Genomic DNA, 17,789 nt, shown 5'->3' on the forward strand with positions numbered 1-17,789 from the left:
ATGGCGTTGCGGCAGGGGCGCGGGTACGCGGCGGTCAACTATCCCACCGGGATGAACCTCGGCGGCGACCCGTCGCAGGCACTCGTGCACGCCACGACCATGGGCGGCTTCGTGGTCACGCTCTCCTCGGTGGATCTCGGCCAGGGCCTGCGCACGGTCGTGGCCCAGTGCGCGGCCGAGACGCTCGGCATCCCGATCGGGAACGTCATCGTGGATACCGCCGACACCGACACGGGCCCGCACTGCATGGGGACGTTCGCCAGCCGGGGCACCCACCGGGTCGGCAACGCCGTGGTCATGGCCGCCCGCGAGGCCAGGGAGGTGATGTTGCAGGTCGCCGCCGACGAGCTGGAGGTGGACGCGGAGGATCTGGAGACCGACGGCACCGGCTTCGTCCGCCTCAAGGGATCGTCGGAGAAGCAAATCCACATCAGCGACGTCGCGCTCGCCGCGCACTTCCGTCAGGGCAGGACCATCTCCGGCCGGGGTATCTTCCTCAAGGAGCCGAGCACTCCGGTGCCGGAGACCGGCGAGATGGACCCGGACTCCTGCCAGGCGCACGCGTGCACGGTGGCCGAGGTCGAGGTGGACGACGAGACCGGCGTCATCGAGGTGCTGCGGCTCTACAACACCTACGAGGTCGGGCGCGCGCTCAACCCGGCCATCGCGACGCAGCAGGTCGAGGGCGGCGCCTGGATGGGGTTGTCGCATGCGTTGTTCGAGTCGACCGAGCCGTACTATCCGGACTCGCGCGAGCACGGCCCGGTCGATTTCGTCTCCTACCTGATGCCGGGGCCGGCCGACCTGCCGGCGCAGACGAGCGTGTTCCTGGAACGGCCCGCCGGAAACGGGCCGTTCGGGGCGAAGGGGATCGGTGAGATGACGGCGAACGCGCCGATCCCGGCGATCGCCAACGCGGTGTACGACGCGGTCGGCGTACGACTGACGACCATGCCGTTCACCCCGGAGAAGGTCCTGCGCGGACTCGACGAGTTGCGGGCCGGCCGTGCCGGTTGACCAGGACGAGCTGGGCGGGCGGCTGGGCGCGGAGGGCTACCTGGCCGACGAGGGCCTGCTCACCGCCGTGCACCTGGCCGGCGTGCTCGGGCTGCCGCTGCTGCTGGAGGGCGAGCCGGGGGTCGGCAAGACGGAGATCGCGAACGTCCTGGCCCGGGTCCTGGACCGCGAGCTGATCCGGCTGCAGTGTTACGAAGGGCTGGACGCCTCCCAGGCCCTGTACGAGTGGGACTACCCGAAGCAACTGCTGTCCCTGCGGGCCGCCGAGGTGGAGGGGCGCGGCGTCGGCGACCTGTACCGGGAGGAGTTCCTGCTGCAACGCCCGCTGCTGAGAACGTTGCGGGCGGCGTCCGGCGCGGTGTTGCTGATCGACGAGATCGACCGTGCCGACAGCGAGTTCGAGGCGTTCCTGCTGGAGTTCCTCGGCGACTTCCAGATCACCGTCCCGGAGATCGGCACCATCAGGGCGGCGAGCGTCCCGTTCGTCGTCCTCACCTCGAACAGGACCCGCGAGTTGCACGACGCGCTCAAGCGCCGGTGCCTGTACCACTGGATCCCCTTCCCCGACGCGGAACGCGAGCGGGCGATCATCCGGGCGCAGTCGCCGGGCCTGGACGAGCGCAGCGCGGCCCGTCTCGTGACCGCCGTGCACCGGATCCGCGGCCTGGCGCTGCTCAAGCGCCCCGGCATCGCGGAGTCGACGTCCTGGGCGCGCGGCGTGCAGGCGCTGGCCGGCGAGGGTTCGAGCTGGCCGGAGGCGATGCGCAGGTCCGCGGGGCTGCTCGTCAAGCATGAGGAGGACCTGGCCCTGGTCAGCCGGCACGCGGAGGAGGTGTTCGGTGATTGAGCGGTCCCTCGTCAGCGACCACGTGCACGGGTTCCTGCGGGACCTGCGCGAGCACTCCCTTCACGTGCCCGTCGCCAAACAGCGGATCTTCCTCCGGGCCATCGAGGCCGTCGGCCCGCGCGACCTCACGCACCTGTACTGGATCGGCGCGAGCACGCTCACCCACTCCCGCGAGGACCTGGAGGTGTACTCCCCCGTCTTCGCGCGCTGGTTCGGCGGGCTCCCGGCACGGCCCGCCCGCGACGAGGAGTCCCCCGACGACGAGAGCCCCGCCGCACGCGGGACGGGGGACGAGACTCCGTTCGCGGCCGCGCTCGGCGGGCAGGCCGGCCTTGAGGCCGGCTCCGCGGAGCGCGAGAGACGCCCGGTGTTCGGCCCGGCGAGCCCCGACGACCGCGCGGTGCTCCCCCTGCTGCGCAGGGAACTGCGCGACGCGATGCCCACGGTACGCTCACGCCGCCGCCGGCCCGCCCGGCGGGGCCCGTGGATCGACCTGGCCAGGATCTGCCGCGAGTCCTGGCGCGGCCACGGCGAGATCGTGACGTTGCGGCGGCGGAACCGTCCCCGGCGGCAGCGCCGGGTGTTGCTGCTCATCGACGTGTCGGGCTCGATGAAGCAGCACAGCGCCGGCTACCTGCGTTTCGCGCACGCCGTTGTCGGCTGCCTCGACCGCGCCGAGGTGTTCACCTTCGGCACCCGGCTGACCCGCGTCACCGGGCCGCTGCGGGCCCGCGATGTGGACGCGGCCGTCGGCTCGCTGAGCGAGGTCGTCCTGGACGCCGAGGGCGGGACGCGGATCGGCCCCTCGCTCCAGCAGTTCCTGGGCAACGCCCGGTACGTCACCATGGCGCGCGGCGCCCTGGTGATCGTGCTCTCGGACGGCCTGGAACGCGGCGACTGCGGGCCGATGCGGGCGGCCGTGCGGCGGTTGTCGCTGCTGGGGCACCGGTTGTTGTGGTGGACGCCGCTCGCCTGCGACCCGGCCTACCGGCCGATCACGCGCGGCATGTCGGCCGTGCTCGGGGATGTGGACGCGCTTGCCGGCGTACGGGACCTGCGCACGGCGTACGAGCAGGTACAGACCTTGGCCAAGGAGTGATCTTCATGCGCTACACGGGCGACATCGTGGACTGCCACCATCACATCTGGCGGGCCGCGGACCTGCCGTGGTTGTCCGGCCCGATGGTGCCGCGGATCTTCGGCCCGTACGAGGCGATCAGGCGGGACTACCTGATCGAGGAGTACCTCGCCGACGCCGCGGCCTCGGGCATCGGCGAGTCGGTCTACGTGCAGACGAACTGGCCGCTCGACCGGGTCGTGGACGAGGTGCGCTGGCTGCACGAGGTGCACCGGGAGACGGGCCGGCCGTCGGCGTTCGTCGGCGCGGCCGACCTGTTCGACGAGGACGCCCCGGAGGTCATGCGACGGCAGGCCGCGATCACACCGCTGGTCCGGGGTGTCCGGCAGCAACTGCACTGGCACGAGCGCCCGGAGTTCCGCTTCGCCACCGCGCCCGACCGCATGCGGGATCCGGTGCTCCGCAAGAACATCGGCACGCTCGCCGACCTCGGCTGGCTGTTCGAGCTGCAGGTCTTCCCCGAGCAGATGCCGGACGCGGCCGATCTGGTGGCGGCCTTCCCCGACGTCACCTTCGTCCTCGTGCACGCGGGCATGCTCATCGGCCCCGAATACGCCGGACAGTGGCGCTCCGGCATGGCCGCGCTGGCCGAACTGCCGAACATCGTCGTCAAACTCACCGGCCAGGGCACCTTCGTCCACTGCGTGGATCCGGACCTCATCTCCTCGGTCGCCCGCGAGGTGCTCGGCTGGTTCGGCGCCGGCCGCGCCATGTTCGGCACCAACTTCCCGGTCGAGAAACTCTGGACCACCATGCCGCAACTGGTCACCACCTGGCAGGACGCCCTGTCCCACCTCCCACCCGCCGACCAGCACGCCATCTTCGCCGGCACCGCGCGGCGGGTGTACGGGCTGGGCGGCTGACCCACCGAAAGGAAGTATCCAGTCATGGCCCTGTTCGTCCTGACCTACGGCTACAACGACACTCCACTGCGAGCTGAGCGCCGCGATGACCATGTCGCCCATCTGAACAAGCTCTGGGAACAGGGCAGCGTCGTCGCGGCCGGCCCCTTCACGGACCTGACGGCCGGCATGATCGTCCTGCGTGCGGAGGACGAGACCGCGGCGCAGGCACTCGTCGACCAGGACCCCTACACACAGTTGCAGGTCACCAAGGATCGCCAGTTGCGCGAGTGGCGGGTGACGGTCGGCTCACTCGACTCCGGGCCGAGCTGATCGATGCGGGAGGCGGCGGGCGGTCACACTGAGGAAACGTAGTCCCCCGCCGCCACCCAACCGGCTCCGCGCGTGGCGCTCAGGGCTGGTGGCGTAGTGGGGACAGCAGGATCGGGAGCCAGCTCACCGCCATGATCAGGGCGCCCGCCAGGAGCGCGGCGCGCACTCCCCAGATCTCGCCGAACGCGCCCGCCAGCAGACCGCCCAGCCCGACCGCTCCCATGAGCAGCAGTCGCATCGTGGCCGTCATCCGTCCCAGCAGGTCATCGGGGGTGACGCGCTGCCGCAGGCTGACCAGCAGCACGTTGTTGACGCCCGTACGGAACGTCAGCACGAACCACGCCCCCGCGGCGGCCCACAACCACGGGCCCCGGTCCAGCAGCGGGATCACGAGTGAGGCCGGGGCGGTGGCCATGCTGACGATCAGGGTGGCGCGGCCGGTGCCGAGGCGGCGGCCGATCAGGTGAGCGGTCGCGGAGCCCGCCAGCGTGCCGAGCCCGCCGACGGCGAGGTAGGCGCCGAGCACCCACTCCGGGTAGCCCAGCTCGTCGACGATCAGGATGGGCAGCAGCACCGAGCAGAGCGGGAAGGCCAGGTTGGCCATCGTCCCCTGCATGAGCGCCGCCACCAGCACCGGGTTGCCGAACAGGAAGCGCACACCGGCCGAGATCTGCCGCGCGAACGGCTCGCGTACGCCCGCCGTCCCCGTGACCGCGGGCTCGGGGACGCCGCGGAGCCAGATCGCCGACCACAGGTAGCTCAGCGCGTCCACCAGTACGGCCATCGGCGCGCCCACCACCTGCACCAGCACCCCGGCGGCGCTGCGGCCCGCGATGTCCATCCCCGAGCCCGTCCCCACCAGCAGCGAGTTCGCGGACGTCAGCCGCTCACGCCCCACCAGCCCGGGAACGAGGCTCATGGACGCCACGTCGAACAGCAGCGACGCCGCCCCCACCAGCACGGCCACCGCGTAGAGCTGCCCCATGGACAACCATCCGCCCCACCACGCCACCGGCACCGACAACAACACGCAGGCCCGTACGAGATCGGTGGCGATCATCACCGGCCGCCGCCTCACCCGGTCCACCCAGGCGCCGGCGGGCAGCCCGACGAGCAGCACCGTCACGGTGCCGAGCGCGGCCAGCAGCCCGACCTGTCCGGCTCCCGCGCCCAGCGCGGTCACGGCGAGCAGGGGCAGCGCGACGTAGCTGATCTGGCTGCCGAACTGGTTGATCGCGGCGGCGACGTAGAGGTTGCGGAATCCGCGGGAACGCAGCAGCGGCGGCGGCTCTTGTGCGACTGAGGTGGACATGTCCGTCAGAGTGCGGAAATTTCGCGCTATAGGGCTATCAATTAAGTGAGAAGCTAATCCAGTGACCCTGGACCTGGCGTTCACCACCCACGACGTCGCCAACACCCGCTTCGCCGTCTCCCCGCTGGGCGAGGTCGTGGCCAGCGTCAGGGTGGTGAAGAACCCGCGGGCGCACCCCCTTCTGCGCCCCTGGGCCGACCAGGTGCGCCGCCGCCTGCGGGACGTGGACTGGCGGCTGCTGTCCGACCTCGTGCCCGTGCCCACCATCTCCATCGCCGGCTTCACCTGCACCCCGCCGGCCACCTCCATGCCCGACCTCGACCTCGAACTCGCCACGATGCGCGGCGCGGCCGGCCGGGTCCGCTCGGACCTGGAGGAGATCCCCGGTCCGCGCACGAAACACGTGCGGGCGCTCTATGACCGGCCGGAAGAGGGGCTCGAACGGCTGGCGAAGGAGGTCGAGGGCTACTGGGAGGCCGCCATGGCACCGTACTGGCCGCGCGTCCGTTCCCTGCTGGAGGGGGAGATCCTGCACCGCGCCAGGCTGCTGGCGGAGGGCGGCATCCAGCGCATGCTGGCCGACCTCGACGACACCGTCACCTGGCGGGACGGGACGCTGCGCATCAAGCACCGCTTCGTGTCGGGCGTGCGCACGCTGCGCGGGCTGGGGCTGCTGCTGGTGCCGTGCGTGTTCGCCTCGCCCAGGGTCTTCTCCGTCACCACGCCGCCGTACCAGCCGACGGTCCGCTATCCCCCGCGCGGCATCGCCACGCTCTGGGAGCGCCGCGAGGTCGAGCCTCCCGAGGCCCTGGCCGCCGTCCTCGGCAGGACGCGCGCCAGGCTGCTGGCCGAGCTCGACCAGCCGGCGCACACCCGCGACCTGGCCCAGCGCGCCGGCCTCTCCGAGCCCGGCGTCAACCAGCACCTCACCGCGCTGCGCAGAGCGGGACTGTGTACGGCACACCGCACGGGCAGGTACGTCCTGTACGCCCGCACGGCGGCGGCCGAGGCCCTCCTGGCACCGCATGCCGTGAAGCCCGGGACGACGTGAGATGTTCCAGGGATGGCGCTGTGATGGAACACGTGGAACACCATGGAACGCCCCTCTTGGTGACCATCATCCTCAAGAGGAGGCATCTCATGCGCAAGCACCTGACGATCATCCTGGCCTCGGCAGCCGCCGTGGCGGCACTGACGACCGCCGCGCCCGTCCAGGCCACCGGGACCGCGGGCGGCGGCCGGTCCATGGTCGGGACGCTCACTCTCGGTCAGAACCAGTCCCTGGGCGGAACCAACTGGTCCTTCACCGAGTCCAACGGCAACCTCTCCTCCACCGGCAGCGAAGACCGGGCCAGTTCCCTCCAGGTGACCGGCACCTCGGCCTGGGTCGTCTACCAGCACGACGCCAACGGCGGCCGTGCCTACTGCGTCCTTCCCGGCCAGTCCATCCCCGACCTGCACCACAGGTGGTGGCAGTTCGGCGACACCATCTCCTCGGTCCAGAGGCTCATCGGCCCGAACTGCTTCAACTTCCCCATGTTCCTGAGCAACACCCTCTGACGGTCGAGGGGGTCAGGCGGGGCCGTCGGCCGCCTCGCGGCGGATCTTGGCCAGGATCGCCCGCGCGCGTGGCTCCGACATCTGGCCGCCGGCCGCGATCACCGTGGCGGCCACCGCCGCCGCCGTGATCGCGGAATCCGTCCCGTACTCCGCGCGGATGATCGTTTCCTTCTGCTCCGGCGGAAGATCGTCGCCTTCGTCCGCGGCGGGACCGTGCTCGGCGAGCCGTTCCGCCCAGGCCCTGCGCACCGCCTGGCGGCGTTCGGCCCTGGCCTGGCGCTGGAACGCGTCGCGCTGGAGGGCCTCGCGCTGGGCGGCCGCGCGCTGGGCACGTTCGCGTTCTGCCGCCCGCTGCTCGGCTGCCAGCCGCTCGGCCTCCGCACGCTCGGCCGCGCGCTGATCGGCCTCGGCTCGCGCGACGGCCGTCTGCCGCTCGGCCTCCGCGCGCTCGACCGCGCACCGCTCCACCGCCGCCCGCTCGGCGGCCGCCAGCCTCTCGGCCTCGGCCCTGGCCGCCTGGGCCTCGGCCGCCGCCCGCTGCTCGGCCGCCAGGCGTTCGGCCGACGCCCGCTCCTCCTGCCGCCTCTTGGCCGTCTCCGACTCACGGCGTGCCTGCTCGGCCGCCTGCCGCTGAGTGGCCGAACGTTCGGCCGCCCGCCGATCGGCCGCCTTCCGCACCCTGTTCCCGTACTCGATCATGAACAGGCTCAGCAGGGCCGACACATCAATGATGATCGCCGTGCCCAGCGCCCGCAGCCAGCCGATCACGGGTGTGAGCAGCTCCACCTGCGCCGACAAACTCATGCCCATCCCCAAGGTGAACAGTTTCGCCACCGCCAGCCGGACCAGCGTGGGCGAGGTGACGGCGAACGAGTGGCTCAGCAGCCCGCCCATGAGGACCGGCAGCACGCCCGCGACCACCCCCAGGACGATCCGCCCGCCCTGGGACAAATCGATCACGGCGCCGTCCCCGACGATGGAGCCCTGCCGGTACACGACCGCGTGCACGACGTTCAACGCCATGGACGTGGTCCCGGTGATCACGATGATCGCCCACCACAACCCGTGCCCGCGCTGGACCGCGCTCGCGCCCGCCCGGTTCGTGTTCGGCTGCGGCGGACAACGGCCGGCGTCCGCTCCGCTCATCACTTCTGCCATCGTTCAGTCTCCGGGGGCTCGTAAAACGGCAGGTGGCCCGGCTGAGCTGGGAGATCAACGTGCCGCCGGGGCTCCGGATCGAAACCAGAAAACAGGGTTCGTCTGCCTCGCCATGGTCATGCAGCGGCCTCGGCCGTTTGAGGCTTGTGCACGTGCCCATACGCATCGTTGGGTCAATCCTTGCCCTTCGCTCGGTTCGTGTTCGGATCGGCGGGGTCTTTCACGGCCTGCGGTCGCGGAAGGTGCGGCGCAGGTCGCTCACCCAGGCGCCGGGGTTCTCCCAGGGGATGAAGTGGCCGCCGTGGTCGTGCGCGTTGACGTTGACGTGGTTGAACCAGGCGGCCTGCGGGCCGCTCTCGAAGGCCCGGACGCGTTCGTCCGCGGTGTGGATGCCGGGCGGGTTCTCGTACGTGACGAAGGTGAGGCCGACCGGGGCCTGCACGACCGGGACACGGTCGTGGGCGGGGGTCCAGGGGTAGCGGTTGGCGTTGGCGTAGTACCGCATCGACGTGGCGATGGAGTTGTTCACCCAGTAGATCGTGGCGTGGGTGAGCAGGTCGTCCTTGGTGAAGACGGACTCGACGTCGCCGCCGCTGTCGCTCCAGGCGTTCCAGCGCTCCAGCAGCCAGGCGAGCAGCCCGGCGGGTGAGTCGCTCAGCCCGTGGGCCAGGGTGGCGCCGTCGAGCATGTGCACATTGAGGTGGGTCGCCGAGCGGTGGTCCAGCTCGATGATGCGGGCGCGGACGTCGGCGGGCTGGTCGTCGGTGAGTGGCCGGTTCCTGGCGAAGTCCCAGGCCCGGGGGCCGGTGAAGAAGTCGAGCGGCAGCCCGGAGCCGATGTGGATGCCGTACAGCTCGTCGGCGTACTTGTGGCCGAGCTGGCTGGAGACGATCCCGCCGATGTCGCAACCCCCGGCGGCGTACTTCTCATATCCCAGGGTCTCGGTCATCAGGATGTGCCAGAGGTCGGAGACCTTCCAGAAGTTGACGTCGGGGAAGCCGGCGAGCGGCCCGGGGAAGCCGAAGCCGGGCAGGGACGGCACGATGACGTCGAACGCGTCGGCGGGGTCACCGCCGTACGCGGCCGGGTCGGCGAGCGGGTCGATCACCTTCGACCAGTGCCAGAACGTCCACGGCCAGCCATGGGTGAGGATCAACGGGATCGGGCGGGGGCCGCGGCCGGGCTTGCGCATGAAGTGCACCGGGACGCCGGCGACGCTCACCTCGTAGTGCTCGTAGGCGTTGATGGCGGCCTCGGCCCCGCGCCAGTCGTAGGTGTCGCGCCAGTGGGCGACCAGCTCACGGAGATAACTGTCCGGGACGCCGTACGACCAGTCCTCGTTCCCCTCGTCCAGCGGCGGGCGGGTCAAGGTGAGACGGGCGCGCAGGTCGTCGAGGACCTTGTCGGGCACGTGGATCGGGGTGGGTTCCAGGGGGAAGGCGTGCGGCGTGGTCATGCGTGGTTCCTAACTGGCGTCCGGGAAGCGGCTTCAACGATACGGCGGCCGCTCACCAGGTCACCCGGAGGGAGTTCAGGCCGAACACCACGCTGAACCTCCTGAAGTCCGTACGCTCGTAGGGGTCGGCCAGGGCGAGGCCGGGGAAGCGCCGGAACAGGGCGGGCAGGGCCATGCGCAGCTCCATCCGGGCCAGCGGCGCGCCGAGACAGTGGTGCACGCCGTGGCCGAACGCGACATGGCCGGCGGCCTCCCGGGTGACGTCGAGCCGGTCCGGGTCGTCCACGAAGGAGTGGTCGCGGTTGGCGGCGGGAAGCGAGCAGATCACCAGCGCCCCCGCCGCGGAGCGGGGTGCGGGCGCCGCTGAACCGGGCCGGAAGGGACGAGCCGGTGTCACTCCGTCATAGGCGCCGCCCGGGTCGTGGGCGGGACGGCACGCCGCAGGAGCTCTCGCCAGTCGGCCGGCCAGTTGGCCAGTGCGACGGCGCCGGCGATGACGAGGTGGGTCGGCGCGGCCCAGCTCTGGGACAACACGTCGTGATTGATGATGTGCGTCGTGACCGCTCCGGTGAGCACGAACGCCAGTATGGTGGCGCCCACGAAGCGGGTCCGCCTGCTGGGGATCACCAGCAGGATGGCGCTGACGCCTTCCAGGCCGCCGATGACGAAACGCATCCAGGACGGGTAACCCCAGTCGGCGAACTTCATCGAGTAGGGCGGGCCGAAGAACGTTTCGCCGGGCCAGTACTTGGTGATGGCTCCCAGCGCGAACTGGAGGGCCCAGAACCAGTACAGACCGGTTATCAGGCGCCTCGGCCAGACTCGGGCGGTCATGCGTTGTCCTTTCATGAATGATCGGGGCGCGTCAGGAGCCGTACGTGGTGACCTTCCACAGATAGCCGTCCGGGTCGCTGAAGTAGCCGAAGTAGCCGCCCCACTGGGCAGGGGCCGCCTCCTTGACCACGCTGCCGCCGGCGGCCACCGCGTCGCGCATCATCGCGTCCACGACCTCCCGGGAGTCCGGGTTGAAGTGGAAGGAGGCGCCGCGGAAGCCGGAGCCCTCGGCGGAGACGCCGGCGTCCTTGGCCGCCGCCTCCCATTCGTACAGAGCCAGCCGCGGGGATCCCTCGCCCAGGCTGAACGAGACGAAGCCACGCGTGTCGGTATCGATCTCGCAGCCCAGGGCCGCATAGAACTTCTTGGCGCGGGCCAGGTCCTTGACGCCGAGCATGATGGCGCTCACCTGAAGTGACACGGTTCTCTCCTGTTTGATTGCGGTGGATGTGCCGGACAGCCGGGCCGGGGCCCGGATGTCACATCGGCACGGGTACGCCGGTCACATTGGTATGACCGGCGAAACGGAGGAATGTGACACATGGCCGAGCAGGACTGGGTGAGCGAACGGTTCGCCGAACACCACGACCGCTTGCACGCGCTGGCCTACCGGATGCTCGGCTCCCCCGGTGAGGCCGAGGACGCGGTGCAGGAAGCGTGGCTGCGGGTCACCCGCGCGGGCACCGCGCAGGTGGAGAATCCGGGAGGGTGGCTGACCACGGTCGTCGCCCGGGTCTGCCTGAACATGCTGGAGGCACGCCGGAACCGGCGTGAGGAATCGGCCGGGGCGCTGCCGCCCGAACCGGCCGGAGCGCACACGGGCACGCACCCGGCCGGCCGGGCCGGCCCCGAGGACGAGGCGCTGCTCGCCGATTCTGTCGGGGTCGCGCTGACGGTGGTGCTGGACACGCTCACGCCGGCCGAGCGGCTCACGTTCGTCCTGCACGACGTCTTCGCCGTGTCGTTCGCCGAGATCGGCGCCATCATCGACCGTTCCCCGGCGGCGGCACGGCAACTCGCCAGCCGGGCCCGGCGCAGGGTGCAGGGGGCCGCAGACGCGTCCGACGCCGCGCGATCGGCCAAGCGGGAGATCGTCGAGGCATTCCTGGCCGCCGCCAGGACCGGGGACTTCGCCGCCCTGCTCGAACTGCTCGATCCGGACGCCGTGGCGGGCGACCTGCGTGGCGGCCGGGCGGTGGCCGACTTCTTCTCCGGGCGGGCCGAGGCCGCCAGGCTCGCCCTGGTCGATGGCGTACCGGCGGCCGTATGGTCGCATCTCGGCCGGCCAAAGGCGGTCTTCGCGTTCACCGTCCACGACGGGAGGATCACCCGCGTCGACATCGACACCGACCCCGACCGGCTCCGCGACCTCGACATCGTCCTTCTCACCGCCGGAGACAAGGAACGGCGCTGACCCGCACGGGTCTCAGGCGTGTGCGAGACGGTCGGGGCCGAAGTCGGGGTGGCCGAAGTCGGGGTGGGCGAAGTCGGGGTGGGCGAAGTCGGTCTCCTTCATGCGGCCGGCCTTCTCCCGCCACCTGGTGAAGAACCGGGAGATCACCGGCAGTTTGCCCGCGCGTACCAGCACCTGGCGCCGCGCCAGTTCCACGCGGGTGGCCGGGACGAACAGGCTGCGCATCTGCAGCCCGTTGCCCTGGAGGTCGTCGATGGAGGGGCGCAGGCGCCGCTCCCATCGCGCCAGCGCCTCGGTCACACTGCGCGGGTGCCTGGCCAGCATCGTGCCCAGCAGGTCGGCCCCGGCCAGGCCGGTGGAGGCGCCCATTCCGGCGTACAACGTCACGCACCAGGCCGCGTCGCCGACGAGCACCACCCTGCCACGGTGCCAGCGGTCCATGTGCACCTGCTCGACGGAGTCGAACAGGACATGGTCGGCCGACTCCAGCGCGTCCAGCGCCGCGCCCAGGGACGCGCCGGTCGGCTCGGGGCCGTACGCCTCGCGCACCCGCGCGGCCATCGGCCGGGCGAACTCGGCGGCCACGTCGTCGGTGCGGTAGCTCAGCAGCACGGTCGGCGGGCGGTCCTTGAACGGGAAGATCCACATCGACCGCCGGTGCTCCATCAGGATGACGCAGTCGCCCAGGTCGTGGCCGGGCAGCGCGCCGGGCAACTGGAAGGCCACCGCCATGCAGTTCATCGGGCTCAGGTACCGCTCGTCCGGCCCGAACACCAGCCGCCGCACCGTCGAACGCAGCCCGTCCGCGCCGACTACCAGGTCGAAGCGCTCGGTGGTCTCGGTCCCCGCGGCGTTGTCGGCCAGGGTGACCTCCACCCCGCCGGCGTCCTGCTCGATCCGGGTCGGCACGGTGGCGTACCGGATCTCGACGTCAGGCGGCAGCGCGGCGAAGCCCGCCTCCTCCACGTCCCCGCGGGTCATCATCCACGGCTGGCCGGGGAAGTCCTTGAAGCTCAGTCCGGGGCGGCGCCTCCCCGCCCGGTCGATGTCGTACGCGCCGCCGGCCGGGTCGCGGTCGGTCAGCCCGTCCAGGATGCCCAGGCGAGATGCGGCGGCCCGCCCCGCGCCGAACAGCGCGATGAAGTATCCGCCCGAGCGCCGGGCGGCGGCCCGCTCGACGATGACCGGCGTCCAGCCGATCTGCCGCAGCCGCAGCGCGGCCGCGATCCCGCTGATGCCCAGCCCGACCACCAGAGCCCGGCGGCCGGCGTTGTCGCTTGCGTCCATGGTGAACTCCCTTGCCGGTTCGCTGTCACCCCCGAGACGAAACGGCCCGGCCCGCCTGGGACATCGGCGACGTGTGATATGCGTCTCCCGCCGCGCCGGCAGGACGGGAAAATGGCGGAAAGTGTCCCCTGAGGGGTTGCTCGTTCGTCAAGAACCGAGACGGAGGTTGCGATGCGGTACGCCCTGATGATCTACGCCGAGCCCGGCTACCTGGAGGCCCTGCCCGAGGCCGAGCGGGAGGCGACGTACGCGGAGTATTTCGCGCTGACCGACGAGGGGAGTTATGTCGGCGCCACCCAGTTGCAGTCCGCCGAGACGGCGACCTGCGTGCGGGTGAGCGGCGGCCGGACGCTGATGACCGACGGCCCGTTCGCCGACACCAAGGAGGTGCTCGGCGGATTCTGCCTGGTCGAGGCCGACAACCTGGACGAGGCGATCGAGCTGGCGGCGCGGATCCCGGCCGCCAGGCACGGCGGCACGGTGGAGGTCAGGCCGGTGATGCGGTTCTGAGTGTGCTGGAGGAGGTGTTCCGCGACGAGTGGGGCCGGGTGCTGGCCTCGCTGGTCGGGTTCCTCGGTGACTTCGATCGGGCCGAGGAGGCCGCGCAGGAGGCGTTCGCCATCGCCGCGCGGAGCTGGCCCGCGGCCGGTGTGCCGGACACGCCGGTCGCGTGGCTGGTGACGACGGCCCGCAACCGGGCGATCGACCGGCTCCGCAGGGAGCGCACCCTGGCCGACAAGCTCCATCTGCTGCCGGCGCCGGAGGCCATCGTGGACGAGTTCGACGACACACCGATCAAGGACGAACGGCTCGAACTGATCTTCACCTGCTGTCATCCGGCGCTGCCGCTGGAGGGGCAGGTGGCGCTCACGCTGCGGACGCTCGGAGGGCTGGACACCGGCGAGATCGCCCGCGCGTTCCTGGTCCCCGAGGAGACCATGAAACGGCGGCTGACCCGCGCCAAGGCCAAGATCAAGGCGACCGGGATCCCGTTCGCGGTCCCGGAGGCGCGGCTGCTGCCCGAACGCGTGGACGCGGTGCTCGCCGTCCTCTACCTGATCTACAACGAGGGCTACCGGGGCCGGGTCGACCTGGAGGCCGAGGCCATCCGCCTGGGGTGGCTGCTGGCCGCGCTGATGCCGCAGGAGGCGGAGGTGCACGGGGTGCTGGCGCTGATGTTGTTCCACCACGCCCGGCGGCGGGCCCGGTTCTCCGGCGAGGACCTCGTACTGCTCGACGACCAGGACCGTTCGTTGTGGGACACGGGCCAGATCGCGGCGGGCCGGGCGGTGCTGGACCGGGCGATGGCGCTGGGCGGGCGCGGGGCCTACGTCGTCCAGGCCGCGATCGCGTCGTTGCAGTCCCGCGAGCGGATCGACTGGCCGCAGATCGCCGAGTTGTACGGCCGGCTGGCCGCCCTCACCGGCTCCCCGGTGGTCGAGCTCAACCGCGCCGTGGCGATCGCCCAGGCCGGCGACCCCGGCGCGGCGCTGCGCGCCGTTGACCGCCTCGGCCTGGACGACTACCTCTACTTCCACTCCACCCGTGGTGAGCTGCTGCGCCGCCTCGGCCGCGGCGCCGAGGCCGGGACGGCCTACCGCCGCGCCCTCGACCTGGCCACCTCGACGCCCGAACGGCGATTCCTGACCCACCGGCTCGAACAGCTCTGATTCCCCGGGTCCTGGGTGTCCCCCGGGAGGCATCCCGTTCGTCGCCTGGGTATGAGCGACAACATTTCCGGTCTCCGGACGGAAGCCCCCGGTGGGGCACCTCGATGAACGTGTTCCTGTGGGTCGTGCAGGCGCTCCTTGCCGCCTCCTTCGGCATGTCCGGCCTGACGAAGCTCGCCCGGCCGAAGGATGAGCTGGTCGGCAAGTACCCGTGGATGGAGACGTTCTCCCAGGGGGCGGTGCGGCTCATCGGCGTGGTGGAGATGCTCGGTGCGATCGGGCTGATCGTGCCCGCCCTCACCGGGATCGCGCCCGTCCTGACGCCGATCGCGGCGGCCGGGCTGGCGCTGATGATGCTCTTGGCGGCCGCCCTGCACCTCCGCCGCAGGGAACTGTCCGGGCTGCCGGCCACCTTCATCCTTTTCGCACTGACCGCGCTCGTCGTCTGGGGCCGGTTCGGCCCCTACGCCGGGTGACACATCCCCATGAATCCGAGGAGAGAGCACATGTCGACCATCACCGAACCGGCCCGCAACAAGGAAGCGCTGCGCCGCTTCCACGCCGCCGTGAGCTCCGGCGACGAGGAGACCCTTTCCAGGACGATCGACGAGGTCGTCCACCCGGACGTGCGGATCGGCACGCCGCTGCCGATCGAGACGAAGGGGACGCAGGCGCTGAAGGAGGTTCTCACGGTGCTGCACCGCGCCTTCCCCGACCTGCACGTCGAGATCGAGGACGTGATCGCGGAAGGGGACCGGGTGGTCGCCAGGAACACGGTCACCGGGACGCACCGGGGTGAGTACATGGGCGTGCCACCGACCGGCAGGTCCGTCACCTACAAGGAGGTCATCATCGCCCGTTTCGCCGACGGCCGGATCGCCGAGACGTGGGCGGTCGTCGATGTCATGTCGGTGATGCGGCAACTCGGCGCGTTCCCCGGACCGGGGGCGTAACTGGAGGTCGGTGCCTGAGGCAGGGCGGTCGTACCGCGTCGCGGGCCGGATCATCTTGGGGGCGGATGGCTCACCCCGCCCGGCCCGCGCGGTGGCGTGGGCCGGGCGGGGTGAGCCATCCGCTTTTGCGGTTGATTCCCGCGCCGACGGAGCTGTTGAATGACTTGGGCTCCGTCCGCCCCGATCCACGTTGCCCGGATGTCGGCGCCCACCCTCTCCCCATGCCGCCGGAAGGCCGGTGATCATATGGTGCGTGATCAGCCCCGTACAAGGCCCGGGGATCTTGTGCTCCGCACGGTGATCGGACGTCCTTAGCGTGGCGGACCATCGTCGATCCATTCCACGGACGGACACGCTGCTCGCCGAACCCCGGCTGGTCGAGGCGCGGCGGCGGCTCGGCGACGCCCGGGTCAAAGCCGCGATCGTCGCGGCGCAGCAGCGCGCCAGGGACGGAGCACTCGCGCCCGCGGAGGTCCTGACCGCGGTGCTGGCGTCGCTGCCCGCCGCCGCCTCCGGCCTGCGGCCGGTGATCAACGCCACCGGCGTGCTGCTGCACACCAATCTGGGCCGCGCCCCGCTGTCGGCCGCCGCCCGCCGGGCGGTGGAACGGGCCGCCGGGGTCACCGACGTCGAGCTCGACCTCGGCACGGGCGGCCGGGGCAGGCGGGGACGTACCGCGCTGGCCGCGCTGGCGGCCGCGGTCCCCGCGGCGGAGGCCGTGCACGTGGTGAACAACAACGCCGCCGCGCTCGTGCTGGCGGCCACCACGCTGGCGGCCGGAGCCGAGATCGTGATCAGCCGAGGGGAGCTGATCGAGATCGGCGACGGGTTCCGCCTGCCCGACCTGCTCGCCTCCACGGGGGCGCGGCTGCGTGAGGTCGGCATGACCAACCGCACCGCCCTCGCCGACTACGCCGGCGCTATCGGGCCGCGGACGGGCATGGTGCTGAAGGTGCACCCGTCCAACTACCGGATCGAGGGCTTCACGGCCGACGTCCCGGTGGCGCGGCTGTCGGAGTTGTGCCGGGAGCGCGGAATCCCGCTCGTCGGCGATGCCGGCTCCGGGCTGCTGACTCCCGAGCCGCTGCTGCCCCGTGAGCCCGACGTCGCGAGCTGGTTGAAAGAGGGCGCGGACCTCGTCACCACCAGCGGGGACAAGCTCCTCGGCGGCCCTCAGTGCGGGCTGCTGTTCGGCCGCGCCGCCCTCGTGGACCGGCTGCGCCGCCATCCGCTCGCCCGCGCGCTGCGGGTGGACAAGATCACGCTGGCGGCCCTGGAGGCCACGGTCGCCGGCCCGCCGACCCCGACCTGGGAGTGCCTGCACGCCGATCACGCCACGCTGAGGTCCCGCGCCGAACGCCTGGCGGCGCGGCTGCGCGGCGAGGGGATCGACGCCGAGGCCGTCGACACCCAGAGCGTGGTCGGCGGCGGTGGGGCGCCCGGGGTCGTGCTGCCGAGCGCCGCCGTCGCGCTGGACGGGCGCATGGCCGCCGCGCTGCGCCGGGCGGAGCCGCCCGTACTGGCCCGTGTGGAGAACGACCGATGCCTGCTCGACCTGCGCGCGGTGCCGGCCGATCACGACGACGCGCTGCTGGCGAGCGTTCATGCCGTGCCGGCAGCGGAGTGAGTGCGACGGCCACTCCGACCCGAGTAGCACGGCAGGCCGGCGCCTTGAACCTGACAACAATTCGTAGGCCATTTCAACTGCGACCCGAAAGCATTAAATATACGGCACGAACCGACTCCTCCGGCAAACACGGGAACCACTCCCACCGCAGTTGGAGATGGGTCGAGCCATGCGGATCAGCACCTCAAATGTCGCCGCCCGCAACAATTACGAGCGGGAGCTTCCGCCGGGCCTGACGACGCACTTCACCTGCTCTGATCCGAGCGAAAACGGGAAACGGATCTAGAAAAAGGTGAGCCGGGGTCATCGACGGGCCGCTTCTGGAGAACCGGCAATAGGGC

General features: G+C 71.4%; 20 protein-coding genes. 13 read left to right on the forward strand and 7 right to left on the reverse strand.

Features of this window, described 5'->3' with window-relative positions; translation table 11 throughout:
• From AB0I81_RS05765 to AB0I81_RS05785, 5 genes are read left to right on the forward strand one after another with little or no spacing between them, the layout of a single operon-like run.
• Complete coding sequence (locus AB0I81_RS05765) at positions 1-1,017, forward strand: molybdopterin cofactor-binding domain-containing protein (protein ID WP_360650572.1); 1,017 nt, start codon at positions 1-3, stop codon at positions 1,015-1,017.
• Positions 1,007-1,864, forward strand: a complete 858-nt coding sequence (locus AB0I81_RS05770) for a MoxR family ATPase (RefSeq protein WP_360650575.1) — start codon at positions 1,007-1,009, stop codon at positions 1,862-1,864. Before AB0I81_RS05765 ends, AB0I81_RS05770 begins: the two co-directional genes overlap by 11 nt.
• The gene (locus tag AB0I81_RS05775; protein WP_360650578.1) at positions 1,857-2,963 is read left to right on the forward strand and encodes a VWA domain-containing protein; all 1,107 of its coding nucleotides are present in this window, start codon (positions 1,857-1,859) and stop codon (positions 2,961-2,963) included. Before AB0I81_RS05770 ends, AB0I81_RS05775 begins: the two co-directional genes overlap by 8 nt.
• A gap of 5 nt (positions 2,964-2,968) precedes the next feature.
• Positions 2,969-3,865, forward strand: a complete 897-nt coding sequence (locus tag AB0I81_RS05780; protein WP_360650582.1) for an amidohydrolase family protein — start codon at positions 2,969-2,971, stop codon at positions 3,863-3,865.
• Between the two features lie 24 nt (positions 3,866-3,889).
• A complete protein-coding gene (locus tag AB0I81_RS05785; RefSeq protein WP_360650585.1) occupies positions 3,890-4,177 on the forward strand; it encodes a YciI family protein in 288 nt (95 codons plus the stop codon).
• 79 nt (positions 4,178-4,256) lie between these two features.
• On the opposite strand, the gene AB0I81_RS05790 is transcribed toward AB0I81_RS05785, so the two are convergent.
• Positions 4,257-5,489, reverse strand: coding sequence for an MFS transporter (locus AB0I81_RS05790; RefSeq protein WP_360650588.1), 1,233 nt, complete (start codon positions 5,487-5,489; stop codon positions 4,257-4,259).
• 61 nt (positions 5,490-5,550) lie between these two features.
• Between AB0I81_RS05790 and AB0I81_RS05795 the strand changes: the two genes are divergently transcribed.
• A complete protein-coding gene (locus AB0I81_RS05795; RefSeq protein ID WP_360650591.1) occupies positions 5,551-6,540 on the forward strand; it encodes a DUF5937 family protein in 990 nt (329 codons plus the stop codon).
• Between the two features lie 89 nt (positions 6,541-6,629).
• Positions 6,630-7,049: a beta/gamma crystallin-related protein gene (locus tag AB0I81_RS05800; protein ID WP_360650594.1), complete on the forward strand. Its 420-nt coding sequence runs from the start codon at positions 6,630-6,632 to the stop codon at positions 7,047-7,049.
• 12 nt (positions 7,050-7,061) lie between these two features.
• On the opposite strand, the gene AB0I81_RS05805 is transcribed toward AB0I81_RS05800, so the two are convergent.
• The 5 genes from AB0I81_RS05805 to AB0I81_RS05825 all read right to left on the reverse strand — a co-directional run bounded on the left by AB0I81_RS05805 (position 7,062) and on the right by AB0I81_RS05825 (position 10,918).
• Positions 7,062-8,207: a hypothetical protein gene (locus AB0I81_RS05805; protein ID WP_360650597.1), complete on the reverse strand. Its 1,146-nt coding sequence runs from the start codon at positions 8,205-8,207 to the stop codon at positions 7,062-7,064.
• Positions 8,208-8,427: 220 nt separating this feature from the next.
• Positions 8,428-9,663 carry an epoxide hydrolase gene (locus AB0I81_RS05810; protein ID WP_360650600.1) on the reverse strand — a complete coding sequence of 412 codons (1,236 nt, stop codon included), beginning with the start codon at positions 9,661-9,663 and terminating at the stop codon, positions 8,428-8,430.
• 52 nt (positions 9,664-9,715) lie between these two features.
• Positions 9,716-9,991, reverse strand: coding sequence for a cytochrome P450 (locus AB0I81_RS05815; protein WP_360650603.1), 276 nt, complete (start codon positions 9,989-9,991; stop codon positions 9,716-9,718).
• A gap of 65 nt (positions 9,992-10,056) precedes the next feature.
• Entirely contained in the window at positions 10,057-10,497 is a 441-nt protein-coding gene (locus AB0I81_RS05820; protein ID WP_360650605.1) for a DoxX family protein, read from the reverse strand.
• A gap of 31 nt (positions 10,498-10,528) precedes the next feature.
• On the reverse strand, positions 10,529-10,918 hold the full coding sequence (locus tag AB0I81_RS05825; RefSeq protein ID WP_360650608.1) for a VOC family protein: 390 nt from the start codon (positions 10,916-10,918) through the stop codon (positions 10,529-10,531).
• Positions 10,919-11,038: 120 nt separating this feature from the next.
• On the opposite strand from AB0I81_RS05825, the gene AB0I81_RS05830 reads away from it, so the two are divergent.
• Positions 11,039-11,911: a sigma-70 family RNA polymerase sigma factor gene (locus AB0I81_RS05830; RefSeq protein ID WP_360650611.1), complete on the forward strand. Its 873-nt coding sequence runs from the start codon at positions 11,039-11,041 to the stop codon at positions 11,909-11,911.
• A 12-nt stretch (positions 11,912-11,923) separates the two neighbouring features.
• Here AB0I81_RS05830 and AB0I81_RS05835 read toward each other — a convergent pair whose 3' ends face one another.
• Complete coding sequence (locus AB0I81_RS05835) at positions 11,924-13,198, reverse strand: FAD-dependent monooxygenase (protein WP_360650614.1); 1,275 nt, start codon at positions 13,196-13,198, stop codon at positions 11,924-11,926.
• A 171-nt stretch (positions 13,199-13,369) separates the two neighbouring features.
• Between AB0I81_RS05835 and AB0I81_RS05840 the strand changes: the two genes are divergently transcribed.
• From AB0I81_RS05840 to selA, 5 genes are all read left to right on the forward strand, one after another.
• Complete coding sequence (locus AB0I81_RS05840) at positions 13,370-13,708, forward strand: YciI family protein (protein WP_360650617.1); 339 nt, start codon at positions 13,370-13,372, stop codon at positions 13,706-13,708.
• A gap of 2 nt (positions 13,709-13,710) precedes the next feature.
• Positions 13,711-14,868, forward strand: a complete 1,158-nt coding sequence (locus AB0I81_RS05845) for a sigma-70 family RNA polymerase sigma factor (protein ID WP_360650620.1) — start codon at positions 13,711-13,713, stop codon at positions 14,866-14,868.
• A gap of 104 nt (positions 14,869-14,972) precedes the next feature.
• Positions 14,973-15,344 carry a DoxX family protein gene (locus AB0I81_RS05850; RefSeq protein ID WP_360650623.1) on the forward strand — a complete coding sequence of 124 codons (372 nt, stop codon included), beginning with the start codon at positions 14,973-14,975 and terminating at the stop codon, positions 15,342-15,344.
• Positions 15,345-15,374: 30 nt separating this feature from the next.
• On the forward strand, positions 15,375-15,821 hold the full coding sequence (locus AB0I81_RS05855) for an ester cyclase (protein WP_360650626.1): 447 nt from the start codon (positions 15,375-15,377) through the stop codon (positions 15,819-15,821).
• Between the two features lie 316 nt (positions 15,822-16,137).
• A complete protein-coding gene (gene selA / locus AB0I81_RS05860; protein ID WP_360650629.1) occupies positions 16,138-17,448 on the forward strand; it encodes an L-seryl-tRNA(Sec) selenium transferase in 1,311 nt (436 codons plus the stop codon).
• Positions 17,449-17,789: the final 341 nt, after the last annotated feature.

It is taken from the genome of Nonomuraea sp. NPDC050404, assembly GCF_040655495.1.
In the GTDB taxonomy this organism is placed as follows: domain Bacteria; phylum Actinomycetota; class Actinomycetes; order Streptosporangiales; family Streptosporangiaceae; genus Nonomuraea.